This is a genomic window from Ciceribacter ferrooxidans, assembly GCF_004137355.1.
Classification (GTDB): Bacteria; Pseudomonadota; Alphaproteobacteria; order Rhizobiales; family Rhizobiaceae; genus Allorhizobium; species Allorhizobium ferrooxidans.
Map to the genome: position 1 here is coordinate 246,834 of NZ_SDVB01000253.1, position 13,758 is coordinate 260,591.

17 protein-coding genes and 1 riboswitch are annotated in these 13,758 nt (G+C 62.7%); of the genes, 5 read left to right on the plus strand and 12 right to left on the minus strand.

The features are described from left to right. Positions 1 to 8: 8 nt before the first annotated feature. Positions 9 to 977, minus strand: coding sequence for a cysteine synthase A (cysK, locus tag EUU22_RS17570; protein WP_129333288.1), 969 nt, complete (start codon positions 975 to 977; stop codon positions 9 to 11). Between the two features lie 136 nt (positions 978 to 1,113). Next, complete coding sequence (locus EUU22_RS17575) at positions 1,114 to 1,731, minus strand: LysE family translocator (protein WP_129333289.1); 618 nt, start codon at positions 1,729 to 1,731, stop codon at positions 1,114 to 1,116. Between the two features lie 141 nt (positions 1,732 to 1,872). Here EUU22_RS17575 and EUU22_RS17580 point away from each other — a divergent pair, with 141 nt between their 5' ends. Beyond that, entirely contained in the window at positions 1,873 to 2,505 is a 633-nt protein-coding gene (locus EUU22_RS17580) for a LysE family translocator (RefSeq protein WP_129333290.1), read from the plus strand. Between the two features lie 3 nt (positions 2,506 to 2,508). Here the strand turns inward: EUU22_RS17580 and EUU22_RS17585 are convergent, their stop codons facing one another. After that, entirely contained in the window at positions 2,509 to 2,811 is a 303-nt protein-coding gene (locus EUU22_RS17585) for an NIPSNAP family protein (protein ID WP_129333291.1), read from the minus strand. Further along, on the minus strand, positions 2,808 to 3,713 hold the full coding sequence (locus EUU22_RS17590) for a DMT family transporter (protein ID WP_129333292.1): 906 nt from the start codon (positions 3,711 to 3,713) through the stop codon (positions 2,808 to 2,810). The genes EUU22_RS17585 and EUU22_RS17590 overlap by 4 nt, the downstream gene beginning before the upstream one ends. A 107-nt stretch (positions 3,714 to 3,820) precedes the next feature. On the opposite strand from EUU22_RS17590, the gene EUU22_RS17595 reads away from it, so the two are divergent. Then, positions 3,821 to 4,279, plus strand: coding sequence for an Lrp/AsnC family transcriptional regulator (locus EUU22_RS17595; protein ID WP_129333293.1), 459 nt, complete (start codon positions 3,821 to 3,823; stop codon positions 4,277 to 4,279). On the opposite strand, the gene dut is transcribed toward EUU22_RS17595, so the two are convergent. Then, a complete protein-coding gene (gene dut / locus EUU22_RS17600; protein WP_129333294.1) occupies positions 4,276 to 4,746 on the minus strand; it encodes a dUTP diphosphatase in 471 nt (156 codons plus the stop codon). The genes EUU22_RS17595 and dut overlap by 4 nt on opposite strands. A 91-nt stretch (positions 4,747 to 4,837) precedes the next feature. Here dut and EUU22_RS17605 point away from each other — a divergent pair, with 91 nt between their 5' ends. Beyond that, the gene (locus EUU22_RS17605; protein ID WP_129333295.1) at positions 4,838 to 6,421 is read left to right on the plus strand and encodes a peptide chain release factor 3; all 1,584 of its coding nucleotides are present in this window, start codon (positions 4,838 to 4,840) and stop codon (positions 6,419 to 6,421) included. 4 nt (positions 6,422 to 6,425) lie between these two features. Here the strand turns inward: EUU22_RS17605 and EUU22_RS17610 are convergent, their stop codons facing one another. Continuing rightward, positions 6,426 to 7,037: a LysE family translocator gene (locus EUU22_RS17610; protein WP_129333296.1), complete on the minus strand. Its 612-nt coding sequence runs from the start codon at positions 7,035 to 7,037 to the stop codon at positions 6,426 to 6,428. Between the two features lie 78 nt (positions 7,038 to 7,115). Further along, the gene (locus EUU22_RS17615; protein ID WP_129333297.1) at positions 7,116 to 7,916 is read right to left on the minus strand and encodes an AraC family transcriptional regulator; all 801 of its coding nucleotides are present in this window, start codon (positions 7,914 to 7,916) and stop codon (positions 7,116 to 7,118) included. 126 nt (positions 7,917 to 8,042) lie between these two features. After that, positions 8,043 to 8,140, plus strand: a riboswitch (TPP riboswitch). Positions 8,141 to 8,187: 47 nt separating this feature from the next. Between EUU22_RS17615 and thiD the strand changes: the two genes are divergently transcribed. Continuing rightward, positions 8,188 to 9,048, plus strand: a complete 861-nt coding sequence (thiD, locus tag EUU22_RS17620) for a bifunctional hydroxymethylpyrimidine kinase/phosphomethylpyrimidine kinase (protein WP_245485116.1) — start codon at positions 8,188 to 8,190, stop codon at positions 9,046 to 9,048. 12 nt (positions 9,049 to 9,060) lie between these two features. Here thiD and EUU22_RS17625 read toward each other — a convergent pair whose 3' ends face one another. From EUU22_RS17625 to EUU22_RS17635, 3 genes are all read right to left on the minus strand, one after another. Further along, positions 9,061 to 9,591, minus strand: a complete 531-nt coding sequence (locus tag EUU22_RS17625; RefSeq protein WP_129333298.1) for a flavin reductase family protein — start codon at positions 9,589 to 9,591, stop codon at positions 9,061 to 9,063. Positions 9,592 to 9,629: 38 nt separating this feature from the next. Beyond that, complete coding sequence (locus tag EUU22_RS17630; protein ID WP_129333299.1) at positions 9,630 to 10,034, minus strand: GFA family protein; 405 nt, start codon at positions 10,032 to 10,034, stop codon at positions 9,630 to 9,632. Positions 10,035 to 10,146: 112 nt separating this feature from the next. Beyond that, positions 10,147 to 11,058: a pirin family protein gene (locus tag EUU22_RS17635; RefSeq protein WP_112685749.1), complete on the minus strand. Its 912-nt coding sequence runs from the start codon at positions 11,056 to 11,058 to the stop codon at positions 10,147 to 10,149. A gap of 241 nt (positions 11,059 to 11,299) precedes the next feature. Here EUU22_RS17635 and EUU22_RS17640 point away from each other — a divergent pair, with 241 nt between their 5' ends. Then, positions 11,300 to 12,112 (plus strand): class II glutamine amidotransferase, encoded by an 813-nt coding sequence (locus EUU22_RS17640; RefSeq protein ID WP_129333300.1) that lies wholly within the window; start codon positions 11,300 to 11,302, stop codon positions 12,110 to 12,112. Between the two features lie 12 nt (positions 12,113 to 12,124). Here the strand turns inward: EUU22_RS17640 and EUU22_RS17645 are convergent, their stop codons facing one another. Both EUU22_RS17645 and coaBC read right to left on the minus strand, forming a co-directional pair. Then, positions 12,125 to 12,478 (minus strand): MmcQ/YjbR family DNA-binding protein, encoded by a 354-nt coding sequence (locus EUU22_RS17645; protein ID WP_129333301.1) that lies wholly within the window; start codon positions 12,476 to 12,478, stop codon positions 12,125 to 12,127. Further along, on the minus strand, positions 12,475 to 13,695 hold the full coding sequence (gene coaBC, locus EUU22_RS17650; RefSeq protein ID WP_129333302.1) for a bifunctional phosphopantothenoylcysteine decarboxylase/phosphopantothenate--cysteine ligase CoaBC: 1,221 nt from the start codon (positions 13,693 to 13,695) through the stop codon (positions 12,475 to 12,477). The genes EUU22_RS17645 and coaBC overlap by 4 nt, the downstream gene beginning before the upstream one ends. Positions 13,696 to 13,758: the final 63 nt, after the last annotated feature.

The window sequence follows — 13,758 nt, forward strand, 5'->3', positions numbered from 1 at the left end:
CGCGTGCCTCAGCCTCCGAGTCCTTCGAAGAGTGCGGTCGAAAGATAGCGCTCGGCAAAGGAGGGAATCACAACGACGATGGTTTTGCCGGCGTTTTCTTCGCGTTGACCGACCTTGATTGCCGCCGCGAGGGCCGCGCCGGAGGAGATGCCGACCGGCACGCCTTCGAGACGGGCGACCAGACGTGCATTCTCGAAGGCCTCGTCGTTCGTCACCGTGACGATCTCGTCATAGATCGTCGTGTCGAGGATCTTCGGCGCGAAGCCCGCACCGATGCCCTGGATCTTATGCGGCCCCGGATTTCCGCCGGAGAGAACCGGGCTGTCCGCCGGCTCCACGGCAACGACTTTCAGCGAGGGCTTGCGGGCCTTCAGCACCTGGCCGACGCCGGTGATGGTGCCGCCGGTGCCGATGCCGGAGACGAAGATGTCGACGGCACCGGCGGTGTCGTTCCAGACCTCCTCGGCCGTCGTCTTGCGGTGAATTTCAGGGTTGGCCGGATTTTCGAACTGCTGCGGGATGACGGCGTCGGGCAGCTCGGAAACGAGCTCCTCTGCCTTGGCGATCGCCCCCTTCATGCCTTTCGGTCCCTCCGTCAGCACCAGTTCGGCACCGAGCAGCGCCAGCATCTTGCGGCGCTCGATCGACATGGTTTCCGGCATGGTGAGAATCAGCCGGTAACCTTTGGCGGCGGCTGCAAAGGCAAGCGCAATGCCGGTGTTGCCAGAGGTGGGTTCGACCAGCACCGTCTTGCCGGGAGTGATCTTGCCCTGCTGTTCGAGCGACTCGATCATGGCGAGACCGATGCGATCCTTGACCGAGGCGAGAGGATTGAAGAATTCGAGCTTGGCGAGCAGGTTCGCCTTCACGCCCTTTTCCTTCGCCAGCTTGTCGAGCCGGACGATCGGCGTGTCGCCGATGGTTTCGAGAATGGAGCCGTAAACGCGGCCGCGGCCGGGTTTCTTCGTGTCGGACATGGTGCTCTCCCTCAAGATCGTTCTTGGTGAGCGCACAATAGGATCAAAGTCCGCACCCGGCTAGAACCCTTTGCCTACGGCACGCCGTCCAAGGAGAAAAAACGCGCCGGCGGGGCGGACGTCCCAAATATTTATTTCAGGCTGCCCGGGCGGCGATGTACGCGGCGGTACTCGCCAAAACGCTGCCCGCCACGCGGTTCAGGAGTTTGAGCGCAGAAGGCTGCTTGAGCAGCACGCGCGCGCGAGCCGCGAGCACGATATAGGGGATGAGCACGGCCATCAGAACAACGAAGGTGATTCCGGCGAGTGCGGCATAGTCCGTCGGCCCGATCGCCTCGAGTGGGATCAGCGTCGGCACCAGAGCGACGTAGAAGAGCATGGTCTTCGGATTGCCGAGTGTCACGAAGAGGCCGGAAAGGAAGGAGGCACCAAGGCCGCCGCCCTTGTGCGCCTGGACCTCCTGCGGCAGCAGACCGGCCGTCCAGAGCTTGTAGGCGATGTAGCCGAGATAGGCGGCGCCGGCGTACTTGATGACGAGGAAGGGCGTCACGAATGTTTGCGCGAGGTACGAAAGACCGAGGACGACCGCCGTCAGGTAGCAGAGATCGCCGAGGATCAGTCCAAGTCCCATGAAGAAGGTCGGACGGAAGCCCGAGCCGAGCGCCCGCGCTACGATTGCAGTCATGCCGGGGCCGGGAATGGCCGCCGCGATGAACAGTGCGCCGGCATAGGCGAGCAGCGTGGAGAGGGTCATGAGGGGCTCCCCGATCGGATGAACGAATGTTCGCACCGCTAACTGATCAGCATCAAACTTGCAATGGTGACACGATCATTGTTGCCGGTCTCGCTTCCGTCTGCTTACCAGTTGTGCAACCCTTCAACGAAGAGACCAGTCATGCCGTCCACCGCCTCGCTTCTCGCCTTTGGCCTCATCTGTCTCGGTATGGTGCTTACCCCGGGACCGAACATGATCTACCTCGTGTCGCGGTCGATCTGCCAGGGACCCGCGGCGGGCCTGATCTCGCTCGGGGGCGTGGCCGTCGGCTTCGTTGTCTATATGCTGTCGGCTGCCCTCGGCATCACCGTACTGGTGCTTGCGGTACCTTATGCCTATGACGCGCTGCGGCTTGCGGGGGCCGCCTATCTCGCCTGGCTGGCGTGGCAGGCATTGCGACCGGGCGGGCGCTCGCCCTTCCAGGTCCGCGAACTGCCAAAGGACTCGTCCTGGCGCCTGTTTACGATGGGATTCGTCACAAGCCTGCTAAACCCGAAAGTTGCCGTGCTGTACCTGTCGCTGCTGCCGCAGTTCATCGATCCGTCCGCCGGCAGCGTGTTTGTTCAGTCGGTGGTTCTCGGTTTCACCCAGATTACGATCAGTGTCACCGTCAATGCCATGATCGCGGTCAGCGCTGGCGCAATCGCGCTCTTTCTCGCCGGGCGGCCGTTGTGGGTGGTCGCGCAGCGGTGGCTGATGGGAACGGTTCTCGCCGGGCTTGCAGTGCGCATGGCAATGGAAGCCCAGCGCTGAAGGTCAGAATATCGGCCGCATGAAGCTCCGCTCATAACTGAGGATGCAACGGGTCTCCTCCGCATACGCGAAAGCCGACTGGCATTCCGCGTCGTCGGCCATCTTCTGCCGGTACGTCTCGTAGTCGGCCAGTGAAGGAAAGCTGAGCAGCGCCAGCGCGATGTTGTTTGCGCCCTCGTGTGGCAGGAAGTAGCCGTGGTGCGTGCCGCCGAGCCGCTCGACCAGCGGTATCCAGAGCCGCGCATAGTGCTCGAACTCGTTCGCCTTGTACGGATCGATCACGTAGCGGAGATAGCAGGTTATCATCGTTGCGGCGCCTTTCTTTTCGGCAGGAGAAGCGCTTTCGGCGCCAGATTGAGCGTGGTCGCGACGGCCGCGAAGAGGATTGCTGCGCCACCGAGTGCCTGCACGGGCGTCAATACATGTCCAAAGGCATACATGTCCACGATCACCGCCACGACGGGATAGAGGAAGGATAGCGTGCCGGTCAGCACCACCGGCAGCTTCTGGATCGCCGAATAGAGGAACGCATACATGATCCCGGTGTGGACGATGCCGAGGGTTGCCACCAGCGCCCAGTTTTGCGGTGCGGTGGGCAGGTTGTGCCAGTCGGCGAGCGGCGCCAGCAGGACCACACCTGTGCTGACCTGGATCAGCGCGATCAGATAGGAGGAGGTGCCCTTGAGCCATTTTGCGACGAAGGCCGCCACGGCGTAGCAGAAGGCCGCGACGACCGCGAGCAGGATGCCCAGCAGATAGCTGCCCTGCGCGTTCTCTTCCGTCGGCGGTCCCGAAAGTGTCATCGCCAGCATCCCTGCAAAGGCAAGCCCCAGCCAGACGAGCTTGTTGGCGGAGACCTTTTCGCCGAGGAAGAGCACGCCGAGACCGACAAGCATGAATGGCTGAACGTTGTAGACGATCGTCGCTGCCGAGATGGAAGCGAGCGGATAGGCGGAGAAGAGGGCGAGCCAGTTGAGAACGAGTGCGACGCCACCGATCATCGCCAGAAGCAGAGTGCGTCCGCGAATAACGGCAAGGACGCCGGCGCGATACGCGAGCAATGCCAGAATGGGGGCGCCGATCAGGCATCTCAGGAAGACGACGTTTGCGGGCGATTGCCCGGACTGCAGTACAAACCAGCCGATCGTGCCGGACAGCACCATGGCAATGGTCATATCGAGGATTCCGCTCTTGATTGTGGGTGACATGGCAACCTCCTTGGGATGGTTGCAGCCTAGCAAAGGAAATGGCATAATTGCTTTACTGAAGTGAGGTTAATTCGCTTATATTCAGAATAAAGTGAGGTGAATGTCCCATGAACGTGAACTTTATTCAGCCGCTCGATCTCATCGACCGGAAGATCGTCGAAGCGCTTGTCGGAGATGCGCGTCTTCCGCTCAAGGAGCTTGCTGCTCGCGCAGGGCTTTCCTCGCCGGCCTGCTCGGAGCGGTTGCGACGGCTAGAAGAGCGCGGCGTGCTGACCGGATACGGCGCGGATGTGGAACTGGAAGCGCTCGGCTACCCCCTTCAGGCGATTGTCCGTGTCCGGCCGCTGCCAGGCATGCTGCATGTGGTCGAAAAGCTGATCCAGGAGACACCGGAAATCACCGAAGCCGACAAGGTGACGGGTGACGACTGCTTCATCTGCCGCATGGCCCTGCGCAGCATGACCGATCTCGATCGTATACTCGACCGGATCGCGGAACGCGCCCAGACGAACACGGCCATGATCAAGTCCACGACCGTCAAGCGCCGTTTGCCGCCGGTCGTCTAGACGCCGGTCGAGCCGAAACCGCCTGCACCGCGAGCGGTCGTGGAGGTCTCCGCGACTTCCGTGACGAGCGCCTGAGTGACCGGTGCAATCACCATCTGGGCGATCCGCATACCGCGGAGGATCTCGAAGATCTCGTCGCCGAGATTGACGAGAAGCACCTTCACCTCACCGCGATAGTCGCTGTCGATCGTACCCGGCGTGTTGAGGCACGTGACGCCGTTCTTGAAAGCGAGCCCCGACCGCGGACGCATCTGCGCCTCGAAGCCTTCGGGGATTTCCATGATGAAGCCGGTCGGCACCAGCGCTCGCTGACCGGGCACAAGCGTCATAGGCGCACCCTCGGCGACGGCCGCGCGCAAGTCCATGCCGGCGGCCCCCGCCGTCTCGTAGGACGGCAGTGGGATGCCCTCACCGTGGGCAAGACGGACGAGCTTGAGGGTTGGTCGAATGTCGTTATGGATATTCATGCCTCCATTACTTTGCGCGCGATCTCCCGAGGTCAATTGCAATGCCGGCCTTTAGTCGCTAGATACGCGGCAATTCACAGGATTCACATTCATGGCTGAAACGCTTGCAGAGGCGGTATCCCGCCGCCGCACCTTCGCGATTATTGCGCACCCGGACGCGGGTAAGACGACGCTCACCGAAAAGCTGCTGCTGTTCGGCGGGGCGATCCAGCTCGCTGGCGAGGTGAAGGCGAAGAAGGACCGCATTCAGACGCGCTCCGACTGGATGAAGATCGAGCGCGAGCGCGGCATCTCGGTCGTTACCTCGGTGATGACCTTTGAATACGACGGCAAGGTCTTCAACATCCTCGATACACCCGGTCACGAAGACTTCGCCGACGACACCTATCGCACGCTGACGGCGGTCGACGCCGCCGTCATGGTGATCGATGCCGCCAAGGGTATTGAGCCGCGAACGCTGAAGCTCTTCGAAGTCTGCCGCATGCGCGACATTCCGATCATCACGTTCGTCAACAAGATGGACCGTGAAAGCCGCGATCCTTTCGAAATCCTCGATGAGGTGGAGGAGAAGCTCGCTCTCGACACCGCACCCGTCACCTGGCCGGTCGGCCGCTCGAAGACCTTCTGTGGCTCCTACAATCTGGCAGACAACACCTTCCGCGGTTCCGACACCCAGGTCGAGCCGCTGAAGGTCAACGGTCCGCAGAGCGTTGCCGAACACCTGCCGGAAAACGAACGTCAGGCCTTCATCGAAGAGCTGGAACTTGCCCAGGAGGCCTGCCGGCCGTTTGACCGCAAGGCCTTTCTCGAAGGCCACATGACGCCGGTCTTCTTTGGCTCGGCGCTGCGCAACTTCGGTGTGCGCGATCTCATCAACGCGCTCGGAGCGTTCGCGCCACCGCCGCGCGACCAGGTGGCGGACATTCGCACGGTACACGCAGCCGAAGACCGGATGACGGCCTTCGTCTTCAAGATCCAGGCGAACATGGACCCGAACCATCGCGACCGCATCGCCTTTGCCCGCATCTGCTCTGGCAAACTGGAGCGCGGCATGAAGGCGCGGCTGTCTCGTACGGGCAAGCAGATGGGTCTCACGGCGCCCCAGTTCTTCTTCGCTTCCCAGCGACAGCTTGCCGACACCGCCTATGCAGGCGATGTCGTCGGCATTCCGAACCATGGCACGCTCCGGATCGGCGACACGTTGACCGAAGGCGAGCCGCTGGTCTTCCAGGGCGTGCCGAACTTCTCGCCGGAAATCCTGCGCCGTGTGCGGCTCGAGGACGCGATGAAGGCGAAGAAACTAAAGGAAGCGCTGCAGCAGATGGCGGAAGAGGGCGTCGTGCAGCTCTTCCAGCCGGAAGACGGGTCGCCGGCGATCGTCGGCGTGGTCGGCGCGCTGCAGCTCGACGTACTGAAAGAGCGGCTTTCGGCGGAATACGGCCTGCCGGTTTCCTTCGACATGCCGCGTTTCTCCGTCTGCCGCTGGATTTCTGCCGATCAGCCGGGCGAACTTGAAAAGTTCATGACCCAACAGCGCGGCAACATGTGCCGAGATCTCGACGGCGATCCGGTCTTCATGGCGCAGGACGCGTTTTCGCTTCGCTACGAGGCGGAGCGGTATCCTGCCATCAAGATGGTCGCCATCAAGGAGTATCACGTCGCCAAGGCGGCGTGAGTTCCTAGCGGCCGGCGAGGGCCAGGCGCAGTCCGAGTGCTGCGAAAGCGCCGGCAAACGATCGGCGTAGCCACAGCTGCAGCCGAGGCCGGCTGATGACGTGGCGCCGGGTGGCCGCGGCGAAGATGCCGTAGCCTATGAAGACCACGAAGGTCAGTCCCATGAAGATGCCGGCCAGCACAAGCATGTGCAGGGACGCGTTCGGCGCGTTCGCCGGGACGAATTGCGGCAGGAAGGCGAGAAAGAAAAGCGACAGCTTCGGATTGAGGATGTTGAGGAGCAGGCCATCGGTAATTATCTTGCCTGCTCCGGAGGCTGCGCGGGTCGAGGTGACCTGAAGCACACCCTCGTCCCGCCATATGCCCCATGCCATGAAGAGCAGATAGGCGACGCCGAGATACTTGACGGCTTGGAAGGCGAGGGCGCTTGCGTGAAGGAGTGCGGCAAGGCCGGTGATGCTTGCCGCAACATGGGGGATGATGCCGAGCGTGCAGCCGAAGGCGGCGATCACGCTCGCCCGCCAGCCGGCGCCGAGACCATAGGCGATCGTGTAGATGACACCGGTGCCGGGCAAAAGGATGATGATCAGCGACGTCACGAGGTATTCTGGGGTCATTGCGCCTCTCCTTGCATGGGAGGGCAAAGCAGACACCAGAACGCGGCCGCCGGTCTTGAACGGAATTGCAGCTGGCTGTCAGTGGACGGCCGCAGCATAGGCGCCGGGTGTCACACCATACCGCTGGACGAAGGCACGGGTCATATGGCTCTGATCGGCGAAGCCGCTTGCCACCGCCGCCTCCGCAAGCGGAGAGCCCGCGTCGATCATGCGTCGTGCCATGTCGATCCGCCTCTGGATCTGGTAGGCGTGCGGCGTGAAACCGGTCTGCCGTACAAAGGCCCGAAGCAGCTGAAATTTGCCGAGGCCGGCTTCGTGCGCAAGATCGGTGAGGGTGGTCGGATGTGCAGGGTCGTCATCGAGCAGTCTTGCAGCGCGCCGGATGCCGGCACTCTTCGTCGCGACTGCCGTCGTGCGAGGCTGCAACACGGAGGCGATGAGCGTCACAAGTTCTGTTTCGCTCTCGAGAAGCACCCCGTTTTCTGCTGTCGTGGCGGCAAACAACTGTCGAAAGCGCCCCGCGAGGCGGGCGTCACGGATGACCGGATGTTCGAACTCGAACGTCCCCCTGCCGCCGTCGGTGATGTCCAGCGCCGCGGCCGCAAGTGTCCCCGGTAGGAGATAAAGCATCTGCCAGAAACGACCGTGGTCACCGATCGGTGCACCGTCGTGCACTTCGCCGGGATTGACGGTGATGATATCGCCCGGACCCGCCTCGACGATGCCCCGCCCGCTCAGGGATTTCTGCGCACCACGGCGAATGATCCCGATCCCGAAGGTGTCGTGGGTGTGGCGGGGGAAGCTGTGTCGCGTGTCGGCCGTCACTGCGGTCACGCCGAAAAGCGCGGTGTTCGCAATTTGAAATCGGCCCTTACTCATGCGCGACGGCTCCGATGTGCTGCCTAGATGGACTCTGCCAGCATCATGCAGAGTGCCAGCTTCGTCTTCCGGCGGCAACCGTCCTGCGACAGCCTGCGTGACAGCCGCGGCAATCTGTGCGACAGGAAGACTAGACGGGGGCGTCCACCGGAAGGTTGGGCTGAGAAGAACCCTTTGAACCTGAACCAGATCATGCTGGCGGAGGGAGTCGTTTCGGGCGCAGGCTGCATGGCCGAAGTCCTGTGACCTCTCTGCCATGGAGAGGCAAAAGATGACCGACATCTACAATATGGCAGGGCCGGGCTCGTCGCCAGCAGCGATCGCCAATGTCTTGTCGATCGCTGGCTCCGATCCGTCAGGCGGTGCCGGCATACAGGCCGATCTCAAGACGTTTTCGGCACTGGGCGTCTACGGTATGGCGGTGGCGACCGCCCTGACCGCGCAAAACACCCGGGGAGTCACGGGTATCCACATCGTGCCGCCGGATTTCGTTGCAGAGCAGATCCGGGCCGTCTTCGCCGACATAAGTGTGAGTGCCGTGAAGATTGGGATGATCGCTGACGCGGCGATTGCAGGCGCGGTTGCCGAGGTGCTCGCACGTCACGTCGATGTGCCTGTCGTTCTCGATCCGGTGATGATCGCCAAGGGCGGCGCGTCACTGCTCACGGATGATGCGGTGACGGTCCTCAGAACACGGCTCCTGCCGCTCGCCACAGTCGTCACGCCGAACCTGCCGGAGGCGGCGGCGCTTCTTGGAGAGCCCGAGGCCCGCGATCGCGAGGAGATGGCCGGCCAGGCTCGTCGACTCGTCGGGCTCGGTGCGAAGGCGGTGCTGGTCAAGGGGGGGCATCTTTCGGGAAACGACAGTCCGGATGTGCTCGCCTCTGCGGCGGGTCTCACCTGGTTCGAGGCGCCGCGCGTTGCGACCCGCAACACGCATGGGACCGGCTGTACGCTGTCGAGCGCGATCGCTGCCGAGCTTGCCAAGGGAGCATCGCCGGAGGAAGCTGTGGCGGTGGCCAAGACCTATGTCGCGGGAGCGATCGATGCCGCGGATGCCTTGAACGTGGGTTCCGGGCATGGGCCTGTGCACCACTTTCATGCGCTCTGGAAAAGCGAAGGGGCAGTGTGACCGGCCAGACTGTCAGGGCATCTGGGAGTCGAGCGTGATCTCCTCGCCGTCGATGGCGAATGTGCCGTAGCCGCGATGGTGAATGGTTCGCGGTGACGTTTGGGCGGGATCGTACCAGGCCTTTACCACCTGCAGCACGAAGAGATTGTAGCGCGGAACGAAACCCTGATCGACCACGCGGCATTCGAGGTTCGCGAAGCATTCGCCGATGAGCGGCGCGCGCACTTCCTCAGCGGGGAGCGGCGTCAGCCCGACCGTCGCGAACTTGTCGGTGTCCCGACCGGAGCAATTCCCGACCGCGACGACCTTCTCGGCAAGCTCGACCGTCGGGATGGCGATCACGCATTCGCCGGTTTGCTGGAGTGCGTGAAAGCTGTGGTCCGCCCCGCTGACGATGCACGCGATCATCGGCGGGGTAAACTCCATCATCATGTGCCAGGACATGGCCATGACGTTCGGGCGGCCTTTTTCCGAGGTCGTCAGGAGGACGACCGGGCCGGGCTCGATGAGCTGGTAGACCTTGGCAAGCGGAAACTCCTTCATGGCGGTCCTTCTCCTGTCAGCGAGTCCGCCTCTTGCATTCAGTCCCCGTCCTTGCCGGGCAGGGCGCGGATGTCGTGGGCGAACGGTAATGCCGAACGCAGCCAGAACTGTCGGCCCGGAATCAACTCCCGGCGCTGGCGGATCGTGCCGATGCGAATGCCGATCCGGGCGTCGCTTACATCGCCACTGGCGCGATAGATCGACGAGCCGCATTTCGGGCAGAAGTATTGCACACTGACCGCACCGCTGTCGCCGACCTTTGTGTAAGCCTTGGGAGCATTGCCGCGAAGGGAGAAGCGGTCGCGGGTCGCCGCAACCGTGACACGGTAGGCACTGCCTGTCAGCGACTGGCAGTCCGTGCAATGACAGATCGAGACTTGGGTAGGGTCGACGTCCGCCTCGTAACGCACGTAACCGCAGTGACATTGCCCATCGATATACATCGGCGCGCCTCCTTCGGGTTCTTCTATGGAACCTAGGGCGGATCGCTGCAAGGTCGAACGCGGTATCCGACGGCGCCGGACGTGGAGCCCGGCGCCATCCTTTTGCTGCAGCCTAGTGGTCTGCCTTGATGAAGGTGCCGTTCTGCAGGTCACGCATTGCCTGCATCAGCTCCTCGCGCGTGTTCATGACGATCGGTCCGTGCCAGGCGACCGGCTCCCGGATCGGCTTGCCTGTGACGAGAAGGAACCGGATACCCTCCTCGCCGGCCTGTACCGTGACCTCGTCGCCGGTATCGAACACAACGAGCGTGCGGTTGCCGGAAAGGTCGCGGATGTTGAGTTCCTGGCCTTGGTACTCTTTCTCGACCTTCACGCCGAAAGGCTTGGAGGCATCGCGGAAGGTACCGGAGCCGGCGAAGATATAGGCGAATGCGGACCGATAGGTATCGACCGGGAAGCTCTTTCGCTTGCCCGGCGGAACCGAGATGTCGAGATAGACGGGCTCGGCGGCAATACCGTCGACGGGACCGGTCTTGCCCCAGAAGTCTCCGGTGATGACGCGGACTGCGGTGCCATCATCGTCGACGATCACGGGAATGTCCGCGCTCTTGATGTCCTGGTAGCGCGGTGCCGTCATCTTCAGCGACGACGGCAGGTTCGCCCAGAGTTGGAAACCGTGCATTCTGCCGGCGAAATCGCCTTTCGGCATTTCCTGGTGCATGATGCCGCTTCCCGCCGTCATCCACTGCACGTCACCGGCACCGAGCAGGCCCTGATTGCCGAGGCTGTCGCCGTGTTCGACGGTGCCGGCGAGGACGTAGGTGATGGTCTCGATGCCGCGATGGGGGTGCCACGGAAAGCCGCGGAGGTAATCCGACGGATTGTCATTGCGGAAATCGTCCATCATCAGGAAAGGATCGGTCATCGACGGATCGCCGAAGCCGAAGACGCGATGCAGTTTGACGCCGGCCCCTTCCATCGTGGGTGTGGCGCGACTTTCATGTTTCACAGGTCGAATGGACATTGGATTGCTCCTTTCGAGCGAAATTTCAGTTGCCCCCAATATAGGGAAATACGGCGGGCGGCGAAGGCCGTTCCCCGGAACGCAGTGTTCACAGAACGCAATCCTCCGGCGCAAAATGTGATCGTGCCGGCCAGTCAAAATTCGGCCGCGAATGGGCTATTTAGCTTTCGTTATCCAATTCAGGCAAAAATAGTTAATCCCTTGCCGCCATTGGCGGAACGCATCCGGAGTCTATTGCAGCATGTGTCGCTGGGCAGCCTATCGCGGTCAACCGATCTATCTTGAAGAGCTCGTCACCTCTCCCGCGCATTCCCTGATCGAGCAGTCCCACTGCGCGACCCGCGCGAAGACGGCGACCAATGCGGACGGTTTCGGCATTGCCTGGTACGGAGATCGTCCGGAACCTGGACGCTTCCGCGATGTTCTGCCGGCCTGGTCGGACTGCAATCTGAAGAGCATGGCACGGCAGATCCGTTCGCGGCTTTTTCTGGCGCATGTCCGCGCGGCGACGCATGGTTCCACGCGCCGGGACAACTGCCATCCCTTCGTCTGTGACACCTGGTCCTTTATGCACAACGGCCAGATCGACCACTTCGATCGTTTGCGCCGGTCGATGGAATCGATGCTGGACGACGGGCATTTCAATGCGCGCGTCGGCACGACCGACTCCGAACTCCTGTTCCTGCTCGCCCTGCAGTTCGGCATGCGCGAGCGGCCTCTCGCCGCCATGGCCGAGGCAATAGGCTTTGTCGAACAACTGAGCATCAATCTGACCGGCAGTGTAAAGGTGCGGTTTACTGCGGCCTTTTCCGACGGGCATACGCTTTACGCGGTGCGCTATGCAACTGACGCCTACGCGCCGACCCTGTTCGCAGCCCCGATGGGGGAGGGCGGGCACTGCCTCGTTTCCGAGCCGCTCAACGACGACACCGACGCCTGGATGGAGATTCCGGCCGGCAGTGCAGTGACACTTTCGGAAAAGGGGATCGAGGTCACCCGCTTCCAGCCGTCCGTGGACGGGGCGGCTGTGATGAAGCCGGCGCTGGCGAGCTGACCAAGCTTGTCTTTAGACCGGAATGCCGAGTTCCGTCCGGAGCTTCTTCGTGAGTCCGGCGGCGACCAGATCGTAGGAGCGCCTCAAATAGTGGCGTAGTTCATCGTCCGACAGCGGCGCGACCGGCGCGACGGCGACCCATTTGCGCTTGGCGAAATAGGCTGCCTGACCGACGCCACCGAGGGCGGTCAGGATCTCGAAACTCTCCTCGCTGACCTTGAACGCGATCTTGGCGCCGTCGTCATTGAGGACGGCGAATACCTTGTCGCCGACTTTGGCGACGCGGGACTCCCATTGGTCCACGAGGGTCACGCCGGCCAATCCGGTGACGAAGGCGTCGAAGTCTGCGCGTTCGAAGAGGCTCATCGCACTGCTCCTTGGTTCAGGTGCTCGGCGATCCAGTTTGCCAGACGCTCAGCAACCTCATCCTTGTCGAGTTCCGGCCATTCCTCGACCCCCGACTCGGTGATCAGTTTCACCCGGTTGCGCGTGCCGCCCATCACACCGGTTTCCGGCGAGACGTCGTTGGCGACGATCAGGTCGGCACCCTTCTTTTCGAGCTTGATGCGACCATTCTGTTCGATGTCCTGGGTTTCGGCGGCGAAACCGACCACGATCGTCGGGCGCTTCTCGTGGTGCCCTACGGTTCTGAGAATATCGGGATTCTCGGTAAGCTGCAGCGGCGCTGGAGCCTCCCCCGGTGTCTTCTTGATCTTCTGGCCGGCGGAGGTCGTCACGCGCCAGTCGGCGACGGCCGCGACCATGACTGCGATGTCGGAGGGAAGCTGCGAGAGGACAGCGTCCCGCATCTGTTCCGCCTGCTCGACGTGGATGGTTCGTATGCCTTGCGGGTCCGGAATGGTGACCGGTCCCGAGACGAGGGTGACGTCTGCGCCGAGCTTCGCCAGCGCCGCGGCGATCGCATGGCCCTGCCGTCCTGAAGAACGGTTGGCGATGTAACGCACCGGGTCGATCGGTTCGTGCGTCGGCCCCGACGTCACGATCGCTGTCCTGCCGGCAAGCGGCTTCGGGCCGGCATCGAGAAGGGCTTCCAACGCCGCAACGATATCGAGCGGCTCCGCCATGCGACCGACTCCCCGTTCGCCGGCCTCGGCCATTTCACCTTCCGCAGGGCCGACGAAGGTCACGCCGTCTTCCTTCAGCAGCACAACGTTACGACGCGTTGCCGGGTTCGACCACATCATGGGGTTCATCGCCGGAGCCATCAGGACGGGACGCGAGCGCGCAAGCAGCACGGCAGAGGCAAGGTCGTCGGCAAGGCCATTTGCCGCCTTCGCCATCAGGTCGGCGGTGGCAGGGGCAACGACGATGAGGTCGCACTCCCGCGCAAGGCGGATATGGCCGACGTCCTGCTCGTCTTCCCGGGAGAAGAGGTCGGTGTAGACATGGCTCGCGGAAAGCGCGCCGACGGCAAGCGGGGTGACGAATTCCTGTGCGGCCCGCGTCATGACCGGCCGGACCGTCGCGCCACGCTCGCGCAATCGACGAATGAGGTCGAGGCTCTTGTAGGCGGCGATGCCGCCGGAAATGACAAGGAGGATGCGTTTGGCGGATAAGCTCATTTGGTCGTCCGGTCGCTCGTTTGCGCGAACCTACCGCAAGGCACGGCAAATCGAAATCGATTT